Source organism: Cryobacterium sp. AP27 (genome assembly GCF_056680495.1).
On the sequence record NZ_CM155285.1, the window covers coordinates 3,095,591 to 3,115,937 of the forward strand.

22 protein-coding genes and 2 tRNA genes are annotated in these 20,347 nt (G+C 60.9%); 11 read left to right on the forward strand and 13 right to left on the reverse strand.

Annotated elements, in window-relative coordinates; genetic code table 11:
- Window positions 1-16: 16 nt before the first annotated feature.
- On the reverse strand, window positions 17-655 hold the full coding sequence (locus AC1MB9_RS14670) for an anthranilate synthase component II (RefSeq protein WP_479962664.1): 639 nt from the start codon (window positions 653-655) through the stop codon (window positions 17-19).
- Window positions 652-825 carry a hypothetical protein gene (locus AC1MB9_RS14675; protein WP_479962665.1) on the reverse strand — a complete coding sequence of 58 codons (174 nt, stop codon included), beginning with the start codon at window positions 823-825 and terminating at the stop codon, window positions 652-654. The genes AC1MB9_RS14670 and AC1MB9_RS14675 overlap by 4 nt, the downstream gene beginning before the upstream one ends.
- Before the next feature lie 117 nt (window positions 826-942).
- Here AC1MB9_RS14675 and AC1MB9_RS14680 point away from each other — a divergent pair, with 117 nt between their 5' ends.
- On the forward strand, window positions 943-1,188 hold the full coding sequence (locus AC1MB9_RS14680) for a cell division protein CrgA (RefSeq protein WP_134173063.1): 246 nt from the start codon (window positions 943-945) through the stop codon (window positions 1,186-1,188).
- Window positions 1,189-1,294: 106 nt separating this feature from the next.
- Here the strand turns inward: AC1MB9_RS14680 and AC1MB9_RS14685 are convergent, their stop codons facing one another.
- Both AC1MB9_RS14685 and AC1MB9_RS14690 read right to left on the reverse strand, forming a co-directional pair.
- A complete protein-coding gene (locus tag AC1MB9_RS14685) occupies window positions 1,295-1,993 on the reverse strand; it encodes a rhomboid family intramembrane serine protease (RefSeq protein WP_479962666.1) in 699 nt (232 codons plus the stop codon).
- Between the two features lie 164 nt (window positions 1,994-2,157).
- Window positions 2,158-2,697 carry a peptidylprolyl isomerase gene (locus AC1MB9_RS14690; protein ID WP_479962667.1) on the reverse strand — a complete coding sequence of 180 codons (540 nt, stop codon included), beginning with the start codon at window positions 2,695-2,697 and terminating at the stop codon, window positions 2,158-2,160.
- 111 nt (window positions 2,698-2,808) lie between these two features.
- Here AC1MB9_RS14690 and AC1MB9_RS14695 point away from each other — a divergent pair, with 111 nt between their 5' ends.
- On the forward strand, window positions 2,809-3,336 hold the full coding sequence (locus AC1MB9_RS14695) for a hypothetical protein (protein ID WP_479962668.1): 528 nt from the start codon (window positions 2,809-2,811) through the stop codon (window positions 3,334-3,336).
- A 175-nt stretch (window positions 3,337-3,511) separates the two neighbouring features.
- Here the strand turns inward: AC1MB9_RS14695 and AC1MB9_RS14700 are convergent.
- From AC1MB9_RS14700 to dnaA, 9 genes are all read right to left on the reverse strand, one after another.
- Window positions 3,512-3,584 (reverse strand) — tRNA-Ala (locus AC1MB9_RS14700).
- 46 nt (window positions 3,585-3,630) lie between these two features.
- Window positions 3,631-3,704 (reverse strand) — tRNA-Ile (locus tag AC1MB9_RS14705).
- Window positions 3,705-3,801: 97 nt separating this feature from the next.
- The gene (locus AC1MB9_RS14710) at window positions 3,802-4,206 is read right to left on the reverse strand and encodes a DUF3566 domain-containing protein (protein ID WP_479962669.1); all 405 of its coding nucleotides are present in this window, start codon (window positions 4,204-4,206) and stop codon (window positions 3,802-3,804) included.
- Window positions 4,199-6,724 carry a DNA gyrase subunit A gene (gyrA, locus tag AC1MB9_RS14715; RefSeq protein WP_479964662.1) on the reverse strand — a complete coding sequence of 842 codons (2,526 nt, stop codon included), beginning with the start codon at window positions 6,722-6,724 and terminating at the stop codon, window positions 4,199-4,201. Before gyrA ends, AC1MB9_RS14710 begins: the two co-directional genes overlap by 8 nt.
- A gap of 82 nt (window positions 6,725-6,806) precedes the next feature.
- Window positions 6,807-8,783 carry a DNA topoisomerase (ATP-hydrolyzing) subunit B gene (gene gyrB, locus AC1MB9_RS14720; protein ID WP_479962670.1) on the reverse strand — a complete coding sequence of 659 codons (1,977 nt, stop codon included), beginning with the start codon at window positions 8,781-8,783 and terminating at the stop codon, window positions 6,807-6,809.
- A 121-nt stretch (window positions 8,784-8,904) separates the two neighbouring features.
- Complete coding sequence (locus tag AC1MB9_RS14725) at window positions 8,905-9,417, reverse strand: DciA family protein (RefSeq protein WP_479962671.1); 513 nt, start codon at window positions 9,415-9,417, stop codon at window positions 8,905-8,907.
- Window positions 9,410-10,561, reverse strand: a complete 1,152-nt coding sequence (recF, locus tag AC1MB9_RS14730; RefSeq protein ID WP_479962672.1) for a DNA replication/repair protein RecF — start codon at window positions 10,559-10,561, stop codon at window positions 9,410-9,412. Before recF ends, AC1MB9_RS14725 begins: the two co-directional genes overlap by 8 nt.
- Window positions 10,562-10,703: 142 nt before the next feature.
- Window positions 10,704-11,852: a DNA polymerase III subunit beta gene (dnaN, locus tag AC1MB9_RS14735; protein ID WP_479962673.1), complete on the reverse strand. Its 1,149-nt coding sequence runs from the start codon at window positions 11,850-11,852 to the stop codon at window positions 10,704-10,706.
- Between the two features lie 386 nt (window positions 11,853-12,238).
- Window positions 12,239-13,657, reverse strand: coding sequence for a chromosomal replication initiator protein DnaA (gene dnaA, locus AC1MB9_RS14740; RefSeq protein WP_479962674.1), 1,419 nt, complete (start codon window positions 13,655-13,657; stop codon window positions 12,239-12,241).
- 331 nt (window positions 13,658-13,988) lie between these two features.
- Here dnaA and rpmH point away from each other — a divergent pair, with 331 nt between their 5' ends.
- The 9 genes from rpmH to AC1MB9_RS14785 all read left to right on the forward strand — a co-directional run bounded on the left by rpmH (window position 13,989) and on the right by AC1MB9_RS14785 (window position 20,078).
- Window positions 13,989-14,126: a 50S ribosomal protein L34 gene (gene rpmH / locus AC1MB9_RS14745; RefSeq protein WP_010204566.1), complete on the forward strand. Its 138-nt coding sequence runs from the start codon at window positions 13,989-13,991 to the stop codon at window positions 14,124-14,126.
- Window positions 14,127-14,134: 8 nt separating this feature from the next.
- Window positions 14,135-14,512 carry a ribonuclease P protein component gene (gene rnpA, locus AC1MB9_RS14750; RefSeq protein WP_479962675.1) on the forward strand — a complete coding sequence of 126 codons (378 nt, stop codon included), beginning with the start codon at window positions 14,135-14,137 and terminating at the stop codon, window positions 14,510-14,512.
- Window positions 14,509-14,820 (forward strand): membrane protein insertion efficiency factor YidD, encoded by a 312-nt coding sequence (yidD, locus tag AC1MB9_RS14755; RefSeq protein WP_479962676.1) that lies wholly within the window; start codon window positions 14,509-14,511, stop codon window positions 14,818-14,820. The genes rnpA and yidD overlap by 4 nt, the downstream gene beginning before the upstream one ends.
- 8 nt (window positions 14,821-14,828) lie before the next feature.
- A complete protein-coding gene (yidC, locus tag AC1MB9_RS14760; protein ID WP_479962677.1) occupies window positions 14,829-15,803 on the forward strand; it encodes a membrane protein insertase YidC in 975 nt (324 codons plus the stop codon).
- A gap of 158 nt (window positions 15,804-15,961) precedes the next feature.
- Window positions 15,962-16,450, forward strand: a complete 489-nt coding sequence (locus AC1MB9_RS14765; protein ID WP_479964663.1) for a Jag family protein — start codon at window positions 15,962-15,964, stop codon at window positions 16,448-16,450.
- Window positions 16,451-16,459: 9 nt separating this feature from the next.
- Complete coding sequence (rsmG, locus tag AC1MB9_RS14770) at window positions 16,460-17,089, forward strand: 16S rRNA (guanine(527)-N(7))-methyltransferase RsmG (RefSeq protein WP_479962678.1); 630 nt, start codon at window positions 16,460-16,462, stop codon at window positions 17,087-17,089.
- A gap of 44 nt (window positions 17,090-17,133) precedes the next feature.
- Window positions 17,134-18,072 carry a ParA family protein gene (locus tag AC1MB9_RS14775; protein WP_479962679.1) on the forward strand — a complete coding sequence of 313 codons (939 nt, stop codon included), beginning with the start codon at window positions 17,134-17,136 and terminating at the stop codon, window positions 18,070-18,072.
- Window positions 18,072-19,031, forward strand: a complete 960-nt coding sequence (locus tag AC1MB9_RS14780) for a ParB/RepB/Spo0J family partition protein (RefSeq protein WP_479962680.1) — start codon at window positions 18,072-18,074, stop codon at window positions 19,029-19,031. Before AC1MB9_RS14775 ends, AC1MB9_RS14780 begins: the two co-directional genes overlap by 1 nt.
- Window positions 19,032-19,790: 759 nt before the next feature.
- Entirely contained in the window at window positions 19,791-20,078 is a 288-nt protein-coding gene (locus tag AC1MB9_RS14785; RefSeq protein ID WP_479964664.1) for a GIY-YIG nuclease family protein, read from the forward strand.
- Window positions 20,079-20,347: the final 269 nt, after the last annotated feature.

Below are 20,347 nucleotides of genomic sequence, written 5' to 3' on the forward strand. Positions count from 1 at the left end.
GCGCCGCTTCGGTGGCTCAGCCGAGGCGCAGCAGCGGGTGGAGGTCCTTGGCGGTCTCCCTGGCCTCCGGGAGGCCGGTGAGGGCCAGCCAGTTGCCGATCATGCGGTAGCCACCCTCGGTCAATACCGACTCGGGGTGGAACTGCACCCCCAGGATGGGTGCGGACTCATGCCGCAGGCCCATGATCACACCTCCCTGCGTCCGGGAAGTGACGACAAGCTCAGCCGGCATCGTTGAATCCACGATGGCGAGAGAATGGTATCTCGTGGCCGTGAACGGCTGGGGCACGCCATCGTAGAAGTCGCTGTTGTCATGGGTGATGCGGCTCGTTTTGCCGTGCATGAGTTCCTCTGCGTTCGTGACCGTCGCCCCGAACGCCTCGGCAATCGCCTGGTGTCCCAGACAGACACCGAACAGCGGTACGCCGGATTCGAGTGCCGCGCCGACCAGGGCTATCGACACACCGGCATCCGCCGGCGCTCCCGGCCCAGGTGACAGCAGCACACCGTCGAACCCGGCCAGTCGCTCGGCCGCCTCGCTCGCGGCGAAGGCGTCATTGCGCATGACCACCGTCTCGGCGCCGAGCTCCATCAGGTACCCGTTGAGCGTGTACACAAAGCTGTCGTAATTGTCGATCACAAGAATGCGGGTCATTGACCGCCCACCGTCGCTTCCTGGTTGGTGACGAATTTGTCGAAGTAAGAAATACCCCACGTCGAGAGGGCGAACACACCACCCGTGAACAGCACTTGACCGGTCACGCCGCGACGCGCGCCTTTGGCGTTCCTCCGGGCGGGCTGGGCGTCGGGTTCGATGAAGGTCACACTTCGAGTCTATTGAAGTTGCCCGGCTGACTCTTCGTTACCCGACGCAAACGCACGGAATTGCCAGCTCGAGCGGGTTCCGGGGCGCGCCACACGCGATGACGGTAAGCTCGCAGCATGGCACGAACGAATCCCCGCACCAAGCCCGCCCGCACAGAGGTTGCCCGCTCCGGCGAGGAAGCACCGAACCCGGTCTGGTTCAAGCCAGTCATGTTCGGATTCATGCTGATCGGCCTCGCCTGGATCATTGTCTTCTACGTGAGCCAAAGCCAGCTACCCGTCGCGGCCCTCGGCTCCTGGAACATCATGGTCGGCTTCGGGATCGCCTTCATCGGCTTCCTGATGACGACACGGTGGCGCTAGCAACCTCGCCTGCCCACCGTCTGACGACGAGATGAACAGGTAATGACAGCCGTGTAATTATCCCCATTGTGGATAACCTGTGGATAACTTAACCGTCCGGTGAAAACTAACCGTTTAGGTAGCTGAACACCTTCAGGGCGGCCACTGCAGCGAGCACAACCGTCAGACCCGCAATCAGGACGACCTGCATGCCCTGGTGCTTGAGTCGGCGAGTCTGCATGAAGACGAGCCCCATCACGGCTCCCGCGAGGAGTCCGCCGAGGTGCGCTTGCCAGGCAATATTGAGGCCGGGAATGAACCCAATGACGAAGTTGATGCCGAGCAGCACCAACAGCTGCGTCGCGTTGCCGCCCAGGCGCCGTTGGATCACCATGAATGCGCCCATGAGGCCGAAGATGGCACCAGACGCACCCACAACAACGGTGTTGGGGGATGACAGGACCAGAACACCGACGGAACCGGCAAATCCACTGACCAGATACAGGGCCAGGAATCGTCCGCGGCCGAGCAGACCCTCGAGCAGCTGCCCGAAGATCCACAGCATGTACATGTTCAGCAGGATGTGGAAGATGAAGCCCTGGGAATGCAGGAACACACTCGTGAGCATGCGCCACGGCTCGATCACGGTCAGAGCGGGCATGTAGGCAAAGTTCTGGTAGATGCCCAGTCCGGGAATCCACTGGAGCGCGAAGATGAATGCCGTGACGGCGATGAGCGCATATGTCACGGTGGGCTTGCCCTCACCGGTGAGGCGCGTAAGGAGGGCGGGCTTGATGCGGGGTGCGTTCTTACCTTGCTCTTTCATGCACTCCGGGCAGACCACGCCGACGGCGGCCTGCGTTTGGCACTCCGGGCAGATCGTACGCCCACAGCGCTGGCACAGGATGAGGCTCTGCCGCCCCGGGTGGCGGTAACAAAAATTCGCCGCCGAGGCAGGCAGATCGCTCATCTGTGCGGAATTGCTCGAGCTTAGACGGACTCGACGGTGACGCTCTCGATGACAACGTCTTCAAGGGGACGGTCGCGGCCATCCGTCGCGACGGTCGCCAGCTTTGCGACGATGGCGCGTGACGCCTCGTCCTCGACAGCACCGAAGATGCTGTGCTTGCCCTGGAGCCACGTGGTGGGCACCACGGTGATGAAGAACTGCGAGCCGTTGGTACCGCGGCCGCCCTGAATGCCGGCGTTCGCCATGGCCAGCACGTACGGCTGCGTGAAGTCGAGGTCGGGGCTGATCTCATCGTCGAACTGGTAGCCGGGGCCGCCGGTACCCTGGCCCAGCGGGTCGCCGGCCTGGATCATGAAGTCTTTGATGATTCGGTGGAAAATGGTGCCATCGTAGAGCGGCGTGGTGGACTTCACTCCCGTGGCGGGGTGCTTCCACTCGGTCTCGCCGGTCGCGAGACCCACGAAGTTCTGCACCGTCTTCGGCGCGTGGTTTCCGAAGAGGTTGACCTTGATCGGTCCGAGGGTGGTGTTTAGGGTGGCTACAGCCGTGTGCTTAGACATGGTGATAATTCTTGCACAGGCCTATTGGCGGATTCTGATACCCAGACCGCTCCCAGTCGATTCAGTGGCAAGATGGACGTATTCGCCGTACGACAACAATGGAGGGTCCAGATGAGCCTGTCACGCAAGCGCCGCAAGGAACTCATTCGGCTGCGCAAAAGCGCAGACGAACTGTGGAGCCACCAGACGGAAGTCTTGGAACGCGCCAACGCCGTCGCCCGTGAGGCCGGCCACCAGGCGGGAGTGCTCACACGAGAAGAAGTCGTCCCGCGCGTACGTGAAAGTTACGATCACTACGTACGCCCCCGCGTGGACGCCACGCAGCACCTGGCCCAGGGCGTTCGACGTGCCGTCGTGCACGACGTACTTCCGGGACTGGGCACCGCCATCGGCACAGTCATGTCCGTGGGAGACGTCGCCCGCGACGCCCGCGTACGGGCCGCCCTCAGCCGCATTCACCTGCAGAAGCCCGTTGTGGTGGAGCAGAAGAGCACTGGGGCAGCGACCTACGTCGCGATGGGGTTGGCCATTGCCGCCGCAGCCGGAGTCGCGTACGCCGTGTGGCAGACGTTCCGCGCAGATGACGAGCTGTGGGTCTCCGACGAGGAAACCGAGTCGAACGGCACCCGCGAGGACTGAGCGACCCACCACGTTCCCTAAGGCCCGCCTCCGACTCCGAGGTGGGCCTTACGGCGTTAAGGCCTCAGAACGCCTCCTGTGCCCGTTGAAGCACTACGTGTTGAAGCACTACGTTCATCGGGGCACTAACGAAAGAATGCCTGGCCACGTGGGTGGCCAGGCATTCTGTGGATTGTGGAGCCACGGGGAATCGAACCCCGGACCTCCTGCTTGCAAAGCAGGCGCTCTACCAATTGAGCTATGGCCCCGAAAACTCGGGAATGTGGTGATGACGAACTGGAAAAACGACGTGCGTGGGGATACCGGGATTTGAACCTGGGACCTCTTCATTATCAGTGAAGCGCTCTAACCAACTGAGCTATATCCCCCTGTTGGGCAGATTCGAGACTATCGGAATCTGCCCCATTCCTGAAATCGAGCGGGATATCCGCGCGTGTCAGAAACCCAGCAGCTAGATTTTGAGGCCTAGTTGTTGGTGAAACCGACGAGCAAGCCGCCGGTGACTTTGACGCTGAGGTTATACAGTACCGCGAATATGGCACCGAGGGCGGTGATCACGACGGTGTTGAGGATCGCGACGACCACGGCGAAGCCCATGACGTTGCCGATCGACAGAACACTCAGCAGGTCGGCAGACGCTCCCGAGATGTCCGTGTACAGCGTGTTGGCCTTGTCGAGGATCTGCGTCTGCGCGAGAACCGTGTAGATCAGAAACGATGCCACAATCGTGACGACGGCCAGGCACAGGGCTACCAGGAACGACAGCTTGACGGCCGACCAGAAGTCGACGTACACCAACTTCAGGCGCACCTGCTTCGTCGACGGACGTCGGTTCGACTTTTTTGCCAGTTTTTCCGCAACGCTACTCATCTGGTGATTCTACTTTCCCCGAATCAGCATTCGGTGTCGCAGCATCAGCTGTGACGTCGGATTCCTCCACCACGAGATTGCGCTCGCTGTTTTTGGCGATGGAAATGATTCTGTCTTCCGTCGCAAACTTAGCGAAAACGACGCCCATGGTGTCCCGACCCTTGGCCGGAACCTCCGCGACGTCAGAGCGTACCACCTTGCCACTGGTAAGAACCACAAGAACTTCATCTTCGGCATTCACGATCAGGGCGCCCACCAGATCGCCACGGTCCTCGTGCAGCTTGGCGACTTTGATGCCAAGGCCGCCACGATTCTGCAGCCGGTACTGGTCGGCGGCAGTGCGTTTCGCGTATCCGCCCTCGGTCACGACGAAGACGAATCCAAATTCATCGATAACGGATGCGTCAAGCAGCGTGTCTTCTCCGCGGAAGTGCATGCCGATCACGCCGGACGTGCTGCGTCCCATCGGGCGCAGGGCCTCGTCGGTCGCGGTGAAGCGAATGGACATGCCCTTGCGGGAAACGAGGAGCAGATCGGAATCATCTTCGACCAGGAGGGCGGAGACGAGCTCATCTCCCTCGCGAAGCTTGATCGCGATGATGCCACCGGTGCGGTTGGTGTCGTATTCGCGCAGCGCCGTCTTCTTGATCAGTCCGTCGCGGGTGGCGAGGGTGAGGTACTGGGCTACGTCGTAGTCGCGGATATCGAGAATCTGCGCGATTTCCTCACCGGGCTGCAGGGCGAGCAGGTTGGCGACGTGCTGCCCCTTGGCGTCACGCCCCGATTCCTGCGCCTCGTAGGCCTTGGCACGGTATACACGACCGGTGTTCGTGAAGAACAACAACCAGTGATGTGTGGTGGTCACGAAGAAGTGCTCGACCACGTCGTCGGCACGCAGCTGCGCGCCCTTGACGCCCTTTCCGCCTCGATGCTGGTTGCGGTAGTTGTCGCTGCGTGTGCGCTTGATATAGCCGCCGCGGGTGACCGTGACGACCATCTCCTCTTCGGGGATGAGGTCCTCGATCGACATGTCGCCGTCGAAACCGAACATGATTTCCGTGCGACGATCATCACCGAACTTGTCGGTGATCGCGGCGAGTTCTTCCTTGATGATGGTGCGCTGGCGTTCCGGGCTGGCCAGGATGGACTTGAACTCGGCGATCTGCAGTTCAAGCTCGGCCGCCTGGTCGATGATCTTCTGACGTTCCAGGGCGGCGAGACGGCGCAACTGCATCGTGAGGATGGCGTCAGCCTGCAGTTTGTCCACGTCGAGCAGGGCCATGAGGCCTTCGCGGGCGTCATCGACGGTGTTGGAGCGACGGATGAGCGCGATGACCTCGTCGAGAGCGTCCAACGCCTTGAGATAGCCGCGCAGGATGTGCGCCTCCGCCTCCGCCTTGTTGAGGCGGAACTGCGTGCGTCGAACGATGACCTCGATCTGGTGCGCCACCCAGGCGGAGATGAAGCCGTCGATGGCGAGCGTACGGGGCACACCGTCCACGATGGCGAGCATGTTCGCGCCGAAATTCTCCTGCAGCTGCGTGTGCTTATAGAGGTTGTTCAGCACGACCTTGGCCACGGCATCGCGCTTCAGCACGATCACGAGACGTTGGCCGGTGCGCCCGCTGGTCTCGTCCCGGATGTCGGCAATGCCGGTGATCTTGGCATCCTTCACCAGGTCGGCGATCTTGATGGCGAGGTTGTCCGGGTTCACCTGGTACGGGAGCTCGGTGATGACGAGGCACGTGCGGCCCTGGAGTTCCTCGATGCTCACGACGGCCCGCATCGTAATGGAGCCGCGCCCCGTGCGGTAGGCGTCGTGGATGCCCTTGACGCCGAGAATCTGCGCGCCGGTGGGGAAGTCCGGACCCTTGATGCGCTGAATGAGGGCCTCGAGAAGCTCCTCACGGCTGGCCTCGGGGTTATCGAGGAACCACTGGGCGCCGGAGGCGACCTCACGCAGGTTGTGCGGGGGAATGTTCGTGGCCATGCCGACCGCGATGCCGACCGAGCCGTTCACCAGCAGGTTCGGGAATCGTGCGGGGAGAACCGTAGGCTCAAGCGTGCGGCCGTCGTAGTTGTCCTGGAAATCGACGGTGTTCTCGTCGATGTCGCGAACCATTTCGAGAGCGAGCGGCGCCATTTTCGTTTCGGTGTACCGAGGGGCCGCGGCGCCGTCGTTGCCGGGGGAGCCGAAGTTGCCCTGGCCGAGAGCGAGGGGATAGCGCAGGCTCCACGGCTGCACGAGGCGAACCAGAGCATCGTAGATGGACGAGTCACCGTGCGGGTGGAACTGGCCCATCACGTCGCCGACCACGCGAGCGCACTTGGAGAAGGCCTTGTCCGGGCGGTATCCGCCGTCGAACATGGCGTAGATCACGCGGCGGTGCACGGGCTTCATGCCGTCGCGCACGTCGGGCAGGGCGCGGCCCACGATCACGCTCATGGCGTAGTCGAGGTAGGAACGCTGCATCTCCAGCTGGAGATCGACCTGATCGATTTTGCCGTGGCGTGTCAGGTGAGCGGCCGCGGCCGCAGCATCGGCTGCCTCAACGGTGTTACCCGTCTCGGTGTTCTCACCCTCGGGGAGGTTGGTGTCATCAGATGTCAAGGAAACGCACGTCCTTCGCGTTCTTCTGGATGAAGTTGCGTCGGGATTCGACGTCTTCGCCCATCAGGGTGGTGAAAATTTCGTCAGCGGCGGCAGCATCGTCGAGCGTCACCTGCAGGAGGGTGCGGGACTCCGGGGCCATTGTGGTCTCCCACAACTCCTTGTAGTCCATCTCCCCGAGACCCTTGTAACGCTGGATCCCGTTGTCTTTCGGGATGCGCTTGCCGGCGGCGGCGCCATCGGCGAGCAGCGCATCGCGTTCACGGTCCGAATACACGTACTCGTGGGGTGAATTGGTCCATTTGAGGCGGTACAGCGGCGGCTGGGCCAGATACACATAACCCAGGTCGATCAGCGGACGCATGTAACGGAAGAGAAGGGTGAGCAGCAGCGTGGTGATGTGCTGCCCGTCGACGTCCGCGTCGGCCATCAAAACGATCTTGTGGTATCGCACCTTGTCGGGGTTGAATTCCTCGCCGATCCCGGCTCCGAAGGCCGTGATCATGGCCTGCACCTCGTTGTTGCCGAGGGCACGATCGAGGCGAGCCTTCTCCACGTTGAGGATCTTGCCGCGGAGAGGCAGAATTGCCTGCGTCTCCGGGTTGCGCCCCTGCACGGCGGACCCGCCGGCGGAGTCACCCTCCACGATGAAAATCTCGGACAGCGAGGGGTCCTTGCTTTGGCAGTCCTTGAGCTTTCCCGGCATTCCGCCGCCCTCAAGCAGACCCTTGCGACGTGCTGTCTCGCGGGCCTTGCGAGCCGCCATCCGGGCGTTGCTGGCCTGCAGCGCCTTGCGGATGATTTCGCGGGCGGGATTGGGGTTCATGTTGAACCAGTGCGAGAGCTGTTCGCCGGCTACGCGCTGAACGAAGGTCTTGGCCTCGGTGTTGCCGAGCTTGGTCTTGGTCTGGCCCTCGAACTGCGGCTCGGTGAGTTTGATTGACACGACGGCGGTCAGGCCTTCACGCACGTCATCACCGGTGAGGTTGTCATCCTTTTCTTTCAGGATGCCTTTTTCACGCGCGTACCTGTTGACGAGCGAGGTAAGTGCGGCGCGGAAACCTTCTTCGTGCGTTCCACCCTCGTGCGTGTTGATGGTGTTCGCGTAGGTGTGCACGCTCTCGGTATACGATGTCGTCCACTGCATGGCGACCTCGAGTGCCATTTTCTTGTCGTTGTCCTCCCACTCGAAGGAGATGATGTCGTCATTGACGAGGTCAGCCTTCTTGGAACGGTTGAGGTACTGCACGTAGTCGACGAGACCCTGCTCGTACATGAAGGCGTTCGTGACGATGTCACCGTTGTCGTCCGCGTGATCCGGTCGTTCGTCGCTGAGCTTGAGGTGCAGGCCCTTGTTGAGGAACGCCATCTGCTGGAACCGTGCGCGCAGCGTCTCGTAGTCGAACTCGACGGTCTCAAACGTTTCGGCGCTCGGCCAGAAGGTTATCGTCGTCCCGGTTTCGGCCGATTCCTCGCCCTTGGCCAGGGGAGCATCGGGCACGCCGTTGGCAAAGGACTGGCGCCACACGTAACCCTGACGATGCACCTCAACCTCGAGGCGTGAGGACAGCGCATTCACCACGGAGCTACCGACGCCGTGCAGTCCACCCGAGACGGCGTATCCGCCGCCGCCGAATTTTCCACCGGCATGCAGAACGGTCAGCACGACCTCAACGGTCGAGCGGCCCTCCGTGCGGTGGATGTCAACGGGAATTCCGCGACCGTTGTCTTCCACGCGTACCGCGCCGTCTGCCAGGATGCGAATATCAATCAGGTCGCAGTGCCCGGCAAGGGCTTCGTCGACGGAGTTGTCAACGATTTCGTATACGAGGTGATGCAGACCACGGGGACCGGTGGAACCGATGTACATTCCAGGTCGTTTGCGAACGGCTTCAAGTCCTTCGAGAACCTGGATATCGTCTGCACCGTATTCGTGCTCCGGCACGGGCGTCGGTTCAACTGTCATCTGAAATTTGGCTCCTGACCATCGCACGGGCGACCATTCAGTTTACCAAACGGGGGGACGTGAACGGGCCATAATCGCCGTTTGACGCCTTTTTTTCGGGCGGGTGACCTAATTTGCCAGGTTACCCGTAGGTATCGCGCGGACCACGCCCTGGAATTGATCTGGGACCCTTTTTCCACGACGGCGCATTGGGCCCCTGGAAACGGATCGACTCGATGCCGGCGTCCGGGTACTTGGCGGCGATGTGATTCATGATTTCGTTGCGCATGAGCCGTAATTGCGTCGCCCACGCCGTGGATTCGCAATGCACGGTCAGCACGCCTTCGTCGATACCCGCGGGGTTGGAGTGTTTGGCGGTTTCTTCGCCGGCAAGTTCGGCCCACGACGCGAGAAGTTCCGATTGGGCCAGGGGCGAATTCCATCCGAGCTGCATGGTCAGCGAATTGATGGTGTCCCCGATGCCACGCGGGTCGCGACCCAGTCCGAAGGGAACGCTCGAGCCCTGTTCATCTCGGGGGCGCCGCTTACCCCGGGACCGGCGCGCATTCGGATCACCGAACACACTCTTGAAACGCAGGAACACCAGCGCGGCCTCGCTGAGGTGGCGCTCGGGTGGTTCGATCGGATCAGGCATCGACGACGGCACCGCCCCGAATGTGAATCGTATGCGCCGTCAGGGCCTCCGGCACGTCATCCAGCACGGCGGCCGTGATCAGAACCTGCTCATAGTTGCCGATTGCCTCGGCCAGGCGGCGCCGACGCGACTGATCGAGTTCGGCGAACACATCGTCCAGGATCAACACGGGGTCGCCGCTCGCGGAATCACGGCGCAGCAATTCGGCGGATGCCAGCTTGAGCGCCAGCGCAAAAGACCACGACTCACCGTGGCTCGCGTAGCCCTTGGCGGGCAGGTCATTGAGCATGAACACCACGTCGTCGCGGTGCGGCCCGACCAGAGTGATTCCCCGCTCAAGTTCTTTCCGCCGGATGCCGGCCAGAGCCTCCCGAAAGACAGCCGCCGTATCGGTGGTGGAGCGCCTCGCGTCACCCTCGCGCGCAGTCTCCACCTCGTCATCCGCCCCCAAAATGCTGAGCGATTCCACCAGCTTCGGTCCGTGATCTTCGTCGACGACCGCACGATATGCGGCCCACAACGGCTCGCCCAGCAGACGCACCAGTTCGCTGCGTTCGTCGATAATCTCGGATCCTAATCCCACGAGCCGCTCGTCCCAAATGTCGAGGGTGCTCAGCTGGCTTTCTTTCACGGCAGATCCTCGGACCGATTTCAGCAGGGTATTGCGCTGTTTCAATACTCGCTCATAGTCGGCGATCACGCCCGACAGCCGTGGGGAGCGCAGAACCAGAAGCTGGTCGAGAAAGCGCCGCCGGCCCGACGGATCCCCTCGAACCAGGGCGAGGTCTTCCGGAGCGAAGACCACGCTCGAAAAATACCGGGGAAGGTCCCTCGTGCGAATCGCCGAGCGGTTCACCTGCGCGCGATTGAGGCCGGCGCGGTTGAGCTGAACCTCCGCCAGAATCACGCGGCCGTTGTATTCGAGACGGGCGCGGATGATGGCCGCAGCCTCACCGGCCCGAATCATCGCCTTGTCATCGGACACCCGATGGGAGCCCAGGGTGCTGAGGTAGCCCAGGGCCTCGACGAGGTTGGTCTTACCCTGCCCGTTGCGCCCAACGAAGAGGTTGGCTCCCTCATGCAGGGGCACCTCGGCCTGTGCGTAATTTCGGAAGTCGGTCAACGACAAGTGAGTGACGCGCACTCAGATCAATCGGCCTTCTTGACGGCACGGTCGCCGCAGTGGTTGCGCAGCAACGAGACAGTGATCATCGCGCGGGAGCCGTGACTTGGTGTGCCCCGACCAATGATTCCGGCATGCACCGTGTTCTCCGTGCCGACCATGACTAGCGCAACAGCAGGTTGGGCTGCAACAGGTACTTGTAGCTGTCCGCTCCGGATTGTTCGCGCGACGTCTGGCTGGTAATGAGCACGGGGCCGGGCTTGTTCGGGTTCTCAGTTTTCGTGAACGAAATCCGCACAAACTCGGAGTGCACCGCGCCGAGGCCGTCCAGCAGGAACTGTGGCTTGAGTGACACGACAGTGTCGCTGCCGGACAGGATGGCGTCGACGGACTCCGAGGCCTGGGCCTGTTCGGAACCGACGGCTTCAAGCGTCAGCCCGTCGGCGCTGAAGGTGAACCGGAGCGCTGCCTCGCGCTCGAGCACGAGCTGCACACGACGCGTGGCCTCGATCAGTTCCGCGGTGTTCATGACCGCGTAGTTGTCGGGGGCGGTGGGGAACAGGCGACGAACGGGGGGGAAATTCCCCTTGATCAACAACGAGGTCACGGTCTTCTTGTTGGCCGTGAACGCGATCAGTTCGCGGTCATCGCTGTTCGTGATCGAAACCGAGATTGTGCCGCTGTGGCCGAAAGTTTTCCCGACCTCCTGCAGCGTGCGCGCCGGCACCAGGGCCGTGATCGTTTCCTGCCCGGTGTTGCTTCCACGGTCCCAGTCAATGCTGCGCACGGCGACACGATATCGGTCGGTCGCCACGAGGCTCAGGCTGTTCTCCGTGACTTCGAGCTGCACGCCGGTGATCACCGGAGTCACATCATCTCGTGACGCTGCGACAGCAACCTGAGCGACGGCGGCAGCAAATTCCTCCGCCGGTACCAGACCAGATTCCGCGCTGATCTGGGGAATACTTGGATATTCCTCCACAGGCATAGACAGAAGAGTGAAGCTCGCTGAACCACAGCTCACCTTGATGCGTGAGTTCTCCGTGCTGAACCGAACCGGCGCGTTCGGCAACCTGCTGGCGATTTCCGCGAGAAGCCGGCCAGAGACCAAGACTTTGCCCGTCTCTTCGACCTCCGCCGTAATTTCTGTCTGGGCCGAAACTTCGTAGTCGAATGACGAGAGAACCAGGCCCGTCTCCGTGGCTTCAATGAGGACACCGCTCAGAATGGGCAACGTCGTGCGCTGGGGCAAAAGCTTGACAGCGAACGAAACGGCTTCACTGAAGACGTCACGATTGGCCTGAAATCTCACGAAGGGGCTCCTGTTCGATGAAGGCCGAGGAATGGCGCGAATGTTGGCGAGGGTGGGCCTCAACCCTAGCTGGGTTCTGGATCGGATGCGGTTGAGGGCACGGCGTCGTAAAGGTTGTCGGATCGAGAGAGATTTAAGTTAAACGTTAATGGTCTTAACCGCTGTGGAATCTGTGGATAACTTCGAAATTCCTAGTTAAGCACTGGGAACTACACATATGTAACTTGTTGGCGGCCTGTGGAGAAGTTAACTGTTGCTGCGAACGGACGAAGTTAACTATTTAAGAGTTTCCACAGGTGCACGTCGTGTTTCAACAGGCTTTCACCGGTTTAAGAGTTAAATTCCACAGGGTTATACACAGGTGCAAAACCCAGAAATATCGTCATTTACTTGTAGCGATGGTCCTGTTTGATGCGGTTTGTCAGTTCTGTGACCTGGTTGTAGATCGAACGACGCTCTTTCATCAATTCGCTGATCTTCTTGTTCGCGTACATCACCGTGGTGTGATCGCGGTTACCGAACAGCTGCCCGATCTTGGGCAATGAAAGATTGGTGAGCTCCCGGCAGAGGTACATTGCGATCTGACGCGCCGTTGCAATCGCCTGGCTCCGTGAAGATCCGTAGAGGTCGTCGACCGATAACTTGAAGTAGTTTGCAGTGTTCGTGATGATGTCCACGGGGGCGATGACGTTGTCGTCGTCGAGCGTGATGAGGTCCTTCAACACCGTCTGCACCAGATCCATGTCCACGGGCGTTCGGTTCAGGCTTGCGAACGCCGTGACGCGAATCAGGGTTCCTTCCAGCTCGCGAATGTTGGACGAGACCTTGGAGGCCATGAATTCGAGGATGTCGTGGGGGACCTGCAACTTTTCGCTCTGCGCCTTCTTGCGCAGGATGGCGATGCGTGTCTCGAGGTCGGGGGCCTGGACATCCGTGATGAGGCCCCACTCAAAACGGGACCGCATGCGATCTTCGAACCCGGTGAGGTGCTTGGGCGGGAGGTCGCTCGTGATGACGACCTGTTTGTTGTGATCGTGCAGCGTGTTGAAGGTGTGGAAGAACGCCTCCTGGGTTTCCGCCTTCCCTTGCAGAAATTGGATGTCGTCAATCATCAGAATGTCGATATTGCGATACCGCGCCTGAAATGCCGAACCGCGGTTGTTGGCGATCGAGTTGATGAAGTCGTTGGTGAACTCCTCGCTACTGACGTACCGAACGCGGATTCCCGGATACAGGCTCATGGCGTAGTGCCCGATGGCGTGCAGGAGGTGAGTCTTGCCCAATCCCGAGGAACCGTAGACGAAGAGCGGGTTATAGGCCTTCGCCGGCGCTTCGGCCACGGCAACCGCCGCGGCGTGCGCGAATCGGTTCGACTGCCCGATGACAAAATTGTCGAAACTGTATTTCGGATTCAATCGGGTTTCGTGCGGGGGAGTGGGGGCCGTTCCCTCGAATACCGATTGTGAAGCCGCGGGAGCAATCGTGTCGGGTGGCGTCGATGCCTGGTGCAGGGGGCGCAGTGATTCCTGTTCGAGTTCCGGATTCACGACCACATAGAACGTGGAGACCGCAGTGGCCTCGTCGAGCTGGCCCATGGCGGTCAGAAGGGGAACGCGCATCCGCTGGTTGAGCATGCTGGCCGTGAATTCGTTGGGAACCTCGAGGTAGAACGTCCCCGCAGCGATGCCCTTCGGTTCAACCAGGCTCAGGAAGCCATAGAGCATGGGCGTGATGGTCGCGTCGGACTCCAGTGTGGTGAGTACCGACTGCCACGTCTGGGCAATGGGCTGTTCGCCGTTCGCCATGGTTCCTTCAATCTCTATCGTTCGCGTCTTTTTTCACAGAGTTATCCACCGCCTGTAGGTAAAAGCGGCGTAATTCTCAGGAATAGTGCACAACCTGTGGATAACTTCTCTTCACGGTAGCTAATCCCGCTCATCGAGGCTAATTCACCTGTGGAGTTCTCGGGCTTGCCTGTGGAGATTACTGTGGAAACTCACGAGATTTCGGGCGCCGGTTTGACCAAAGTTGGCGGAGGCCGTAGTTTTAATCAGTTGACCCCATCCCGTGGGCTACAGACTTCTTTCGCAGCCGCTGTTTTGGCCAGCGGAGATCCAATCACGTGGAGATTGAATAATGAGCAAGAGAACGTTCCAGCCGAACAACCGCCGTCGCGCCAAGGTGCACGGATTCCGCCTGCGCATGCGTACCCGTGCCGGGCGCGCAATCCTCGGTGCCCGCCGTCGCAAGGGTCGCACCGAACTCTCCGCCTAAGCACTCCGATGCTCGCTCACGTGAATCGCATTACGAGCGGGAGCGATTATCAAGGTGTCGTTCGGCGTGGTGTGCGCCGTGTTGGCGCACACACAGTCATTTACGTGCGGAAGAACCCAGACGTGCCCAACGGCGCGGGGGGTGCACCCGCACGTTTTGGTTTCATCGTTGCCAAGAACGTCGGCAATGCTGTGAGCCGCAATAGAGTTCGGCGACGCCTAAAAGCCGCCAGCTACGACCTGTTGTCCCAGGTCGAACCGAGCACGGACATTGTGGTGCGGGCACTGCCTGCGGCCGGCGCTGCCACATGGATGACCCTGAAAAGCGAACTCGGCGCGGTCGTGAACCAACCGGTGACGGGTCGCAGGGGGACGTCGAAGCGATGAAGGTGATCGCGGCGACGGTGGTCCTGATACCTCGGAATGTCGGGGTGTTGCTACTCCGGATGTACCGGGCCGTGATTTCACCGCTGTATGGCGATGTTTGTCGGTACTACCCCTCCTGTTCGGCGTATGCCTTGGCTGCAGTTCAGGAACACGGCCTTACGATTGGATCAGCCTTAGCCGCACGTCGGCTCGCTCGATGCCATCCGTGGGCCGAAGGCGGAATAGATGATGTTCCGCTCAAACGTAAACGTCGCTATTCCGTGACGTCATTTGGTTTTGTCTTCTTACCAAGCCACGGAAAGGGCTGATCCGAAGTATGGGTTTCATAGATACGATCCTCTGGCCACTGAAGTGGGTCGTCGAGCTCCTGCTCGTCGCCTTCCACGGCCTGTTCTCCACCCTGGGCATGGGGTACAACGAAGGCTTCACCTGGGTGTTGTCGATCGTGGGCCTGGTTCTCGTTGTTCGAGCCGCGCTCATCCCGATCTTCGTCAAGCAGATCAAGAGCCAGCGAAAGATGCTCGAGGTCGCTCCGCAGCTGAAGAAGATCCAGGACAAGTACAAGGGCAAGAAAGACCAGTTCTCTCGTGAGGCCATGTCTCGCGAGACGATGGCCATGTACAAGAAGACCGGCACGAATCCACTGAGTTCCTGCCTGCCGCTGCTCTTGCAAATGCCTATCTTCTTCGCCCTGTTCTCCGTACTCAACGCCGCGCAGAAGTCCGATCCCGGCGTCGGTCCGCTCAACAAGGGCCTGGCCGAGAGCTTCGGGTCCGCAACGCTGTTCGGCGATGCGCCCCTCCACGACTCCTTTGCCTCACAGTGGACGCGGATGATCGCCGGAACCGACTTCAACTTGTCGGTCATGATCATCGCCGCAACGATGGTTGTGCTGATGACGGCGTCGCAGTTCATCACACAGTTGCAGATCGTCTCGAAGAACATGTCGCCGGAGACCAAGGCGAGCCCCATGTTCAAGCAACAGCGCATCATGCTGTACCTGCTGCCGCTCGTTTTCGCCTTCTCCGGTGTCGCCTTCCCGCTCGGCGTCATGTTCTACTGGCTGACCTCCAACTTCTGGACGATGATTCAGCAGTTCCTGGTTATCCGCAACATGCCGACGCCCGGTAGTGAGGCAGCCAAGGCGCGCGAAGAGCGCATGGCACGCAAGGGCAAACTCTTGGCGACGGATGGTGACATCATCGTTGTTGAGGAGCCCAAGAAGCCGATTCAGCGTCAGCAGCCGGTGAGCAAGAACCGCGCCAAGAAGCAAACCGGCCCCAAACAGTAGAGAGACGAGACCTCGTGACTGAGAAGCTTGATGTGATCAAAGGTGACGCACTCGCGAATGCAGCGAGTGGCGCGACGGCGGAGGTGTCGGCCGAGGCGGGCCCTGACGCGCCCGTCGCGTCTCAGGATTCGCCCGTGAACGGCGCCGAGGGACCTGCCGTGGAGTCGTCTCAGGACGACGCCCCGACGCAGAGTCAGTTGGAGCAGGAAGGCGACATTGCCGCGGATTACATCGAGGAATTTCTCGACATCTGCGACCTCGATGGAGACATCGACATTGATGCCCGGAACGGCCGCGCCTACCTGTCGGTCAACACGACCGACGAGGACAACCTGCGGGTGCTGAGCAAGCCGGACACGGTGAATGCCCTGCAGGAACTCACCCGACTTGCGGTGCAGAACAAGACCGGCTCATTCTCTCGCCTGATCCTGGACATCGGGGGCTCACGCGCCGCTCGCGAGGCCGAGCTGGCGGCCTTGGTGGCTCGCGCCGTGGAACGCATTGAAGGCGGAGCCGCCGAGGCTGCATTGCCCGCCATGTCGTCGTACGAGCGCAAGCTCGTACATGATCTGGTTGCTGCTCGCGGGTACATGTCCGCCTCCCACGGCGAGGGTCGTGACCGCCACACGGTCATCACCCCCGTCTAGTCATAGCTTGTGACAGAGACACTCGAAACAGAACCGGCCGCCGCGGCCGTGTTGTTCGGCGAGCAACTTGCCGTTGCTCGTGCCTTTACCAGCAATTTGGCTGGTCAGGGGGAAGAATTGGGACTGATCGGCCCCCTGGAGTTGCCTCGCCTGTGGAGCCGTCATGTGCTCAACTGCGCCGTGATGGCCCCTCTGTTGCGACCCGGCCTGGTGGGCGATGTCGGCTCGGGAGCGGGTCTTCCCGGGCTTGTTCTGGCCATCGCCCGTCCCGACGTGACCTTCGTGCTCATCGAACCGATGGAGCGTCGCGTGGCGTGGTTGACCGATCAGGTCAACGCATTGGGGCTGGCCAACGTCACGGTCGCGCGAGCCCGTGCCGAGGACGTCAAGCTCAAGCATCCGCTCGACCAGGTGACGGCACGGGCCGTGAGCGCCTTTCGCACACTGATCCCGCTCACCGCTCCTCTTCTCCGTGCGGGTGGCGAACTGCTCCTGATGAAGGGGGAGCGCGCATCGGCCGAGGTTGAGGGTGCGGCCAAGGCCATCCAGAAATACCGTGTACACGATGTCGAAATTCTTACCCTGGGACAGGGCGTGCTTCCCGACGTTACCCGGGTAATCAGGGCTACAGTGAAGTAGTCCTCGATGGCCTCTCCCACGAATCACAAGCGCAAAGGTTTCACGTGAAACATCCTGGTGAAGACCAGCAACTTAGCAGTACGGCTCCGGATAATGACGGGCTCCCGCCGCTCGCACGCGAAATCGCCGAGCTGACCCGACGTCGTCAGGTCATTGCGACGGACACACTGCCGAAGCCTGCCAAGACTCGCGTTCTGACGATCTCCAACCAGAAGGGTGGAGTCGGCAAAACGACAACGGCCGTCAACCTCGCTGCTGCGCTGGCCCGACAGGGGGCACGCGTTCTCGTGATTGACCTCGATCCGCAAGGGAACGCCTCGACGGCCCTCGGCGTGGAGCATCACGCCGAGATGCCCAGCGTGTACGACGTCATTGTCAGTGACCTTCCCATGCAGGACGTCGTTCAAAAGAGTCCTGAATTTGGGGCGCTGTACTGTGTGCCGGCCACGATCCACCTGGCCGGGGCTGAAATCGAGCTTGTTTCCCTCGTTGCTAGGGAGCAACGCCTGCACCGGGCATTGGATCTGTACCTCAAGGGCCTTGACGATCCCTTCGACTATGTCTTCATCGACTGTCCGCCCTCCCTGGGGCTTCTGACCATCAACGCGTTTGTTGCCGCGCGCGAGGTTCTGATACCCATCCAGTGTGAGTACTACGCACTCGAGGGCCTGAGTCAGCTCCTCAAGAATATCCAGCTGATTGAAAAGCATCTGAATCCTGACCTCACGGTGTCCACAATTTTGCTGACGATGTACGACGGCCGCACGAACCTCGCGAACCAGGTCGCTCAGGACGTGCGTGATCACTTCCCGGAGCAGGTTCTCGAAACCCTTATTCCGCGGTCTGTGCGCGTTTCTGAGGCGCCGAGTTACGGGCAGAGTGTGATCAGTTACGACTTGAACTCAGCAGGATCGCTCTCCTACCTCGAAGCAGCGGCCGAGATTGCCCGTCGTGGGGCACCTAAAACAGGGGAACAGCGCTAATGGCAGCAAAACGTACGGGTTTGGGCCGCGGAATCGGCGCGCTTATCCCGATTTTGGAGAATCCGACCGCGGATCGCCCGGTTGACGTGTTCTTTCCCCGTTCTGTGCCGGAAGAAGAAGAGGAGAACTCCGCGCTTGTTGCCGTGCCCGGAGCGCGCCTGGCACATCTCAGCGTCGCTGACATCGTACCAAACTCACAGCAACCGAGGACAACCTTCGACGAGGGGGACCTCGCTGAGCTGGTGCACAGCATCCGAGAGGTTGGCGTTCTGCAGCCGATCGTGGTGCGCCCTCTGCCCGAATCGGCAGGCAAGTACGAGCTGGTCATGGGGGAGCGGCGCCTTCGAGCCAGTAAAGAAGCTGGTCGGGACACAATTCCGGCAGTCGTTCGTGAGACAGCTGATGTGGATATGCTCCGCGATGCCCTGTTGGAGAATCTGCACCGGGCGCAGCTCAATCCGCTGGAGGAAGCATCCGCGTACCAGCAGCTTCTCGCGGATTTCGGCATCACCCAGGACGAACTCGCGTCCCGTATCGGACGGTCCCGTCCGCAGATCACGAATACAATCCGCCTGCTCAAACTGCCTGAGCCCGTTCAGGTGCGCGTCGCCGCCGGTGTCTTGAGCGCAGGGCATGCGAGAGCAATCTTGTCGGTGGGGGAGTACCAGGGCATGCTGAGTCTGGCCGACAAGATCGTGAACGAAGACCTCTCCGTTCGCGCGGCGGAGGCCGCTGCGGCGTCCGGGCCCAAGGTCGAAAAAGCCAAACCGTTGCCCGGAAGACGCCAGGGACACCTCGATGAGATCGCGGAACACCTCGGCGACCGGCTCGACACGCGCGTTAGGATCAATCTGGGAGCCCGCAAAGGCCAGATTACCGTCGATTTCGCCACAATCGGCGACCTGAATCGCATTCTGGGTTCTCTGGGAGAGCCTGGATACGGTCCCAGCGAGACCTAAATCCACGTTTCACGTGAAACATGGTCCGCCTGCACGCGCAGGCGGACCTTTTTCCCCTTCGCCAACGCCCATGCGACCTCGAGACACCGCCCTCTCCAGCTCTCGACAGCGTCTCGCCCGCATGGAGTTGCGCTCCTGAGTGGCGGCTGCGACGGTCCCACCGTGGCGTCCACGCGCTGATCGAGCTTGTCGACATACCCTATTCTCAGGTCTCGACAGGCTCGACCAGCGCGGAATTGCCCTCCTGAGGGTCGACTGCGACGATCCCACACTATCGCCCGCACGCGCTGATCGAGCTTGTCGAGATCACCCATTTTCGGGTCTCGACAGGCCAGACCGAGGTGTTGCTGGGTTGCTGGGGGGCCAGTCGCGACCTTGCCGATATCGCCCGCACGCGCTGATCGAGCTTGTCGAGATCACCCATTCCCCGGTCTCGCCAGGCTCGCAGAAGGTGAAGACGAAGGTCATCTGTGTGGCCTTTTGAGTGTCGGTGACCGATTGTCCGGACTGTGGATAACTCACGTACGTCGAGGCCGAGCTTGCAGAGATGAATATCTGCAATTTTCGACCCAACCTCGCGCTAACTTTGGCGATCCCAATGATTCATTGGGATGCCTGGCGGGCAGACCGCGACACTTCGTACTCGCAATGGCATGTTTCACGTGAAACACGTCAATATTGGGTTCGACAAGGCTGGGTACAACTCTGTGGATAACTCCTCTTCTCGAAGTCCGGGGCCACAATGTGGGCATGCCATTCATGTACATTCTCAAGTGCTCCGATGGGTCGTACTACGTAGGAAGCACGTGGCAGCTGTTGCGCAGAGTCTGGCAACACAACAACGGTGGGGGAGCGCAATACACGGAGCATCGCCGGCCCGTGGTCCTGGTCTATTACGAAGAGTACGAACGAGTCTCGGAAGCCTATGGGCGGGAGAAGCAGGTGCAGAACTGGGGAAGGTTGAAGCGAGAAGCATTGAGCCATGGCCGGCAGCAGGATTTACCATGGCTCAGCAGGGCGTCAGCGGAGTGCAGGCCCGAGGAATGAGATTGATGCCCGTGGGAGGCCACGGGCTAGCAGTGATGGTCGGGCCGGGACGAATGCGCTGCGACATCGAAGGTATGTGGGCGCCGTCGTTTCACGTGAAACTTCCGGCGGGGGACGTCGGGGTCGGGGAGAATCACTCGCGGTGTACGGGACCCATGAAGGGGAGCGCGCAGTCGCTGTGTAGTGGTGGAGACCCAGACACGGAGGAAAGAGACGGGATCGATGAGGGTGGGATTGCGCTCTAGGACTGAGGTTCAGTGAGGGGCGAG